Source organism: Polaromonas sp. P1_G2 (genome assembly GCF_056405515.1).
On the sequence record NZ_JBFUBY010001699.1, the window covers coordinates 1 to 366 of the forward strand.

Annotated in this window: 1 protein-coding gene; it reads left to right on the forward strand. The window is 62.3% G+C overall.

The window, feature by feature from the left end:
- Positions 1 to 202: 202 nt before the first annotated feature.
- A partial coding sequence (locus tag AC1D0P_RS32175) for an alpha/beta family hydrolase (protein ID WP_477680431.1) occupies positions 203 to 366 on the forward strand: 164 nt, incomplete at its 3' end.

Genomic DNA, 366 nt, shown 5'->3' on the forward strand with positions numbered 1-366 from the left:
TCCGTGGCAATCGCTTGCCAGTCATAGGCCGCCACACGCGTTTCGGCGTCTGCGGGCTGCTCGTGCACGATCATGTTCATCATCGATCTCCTGTTCCTTGGCGATCATTTTAGGATCGGCGCGCCCGCTTGCCACCCGTTTCCTGCGGGCTTGCATGTCCGCGCATTTGCCTTGATAGGTGGGGAAACGAGGAAGAATCCGAATGGAAAACAGTTTCCTGTTTGACGGGCCGGCGGACGCAGGCGTCACGATCCTGCTCGCCCATGGCGCCGGTGCGCCGATGGATTCCGCTTCGATGACCGCGGCCGCCGAAGCGCTGGCGGCCATGGGCTTGCGCGTCGCCCGCTTCGAATTCGGCTATATGGC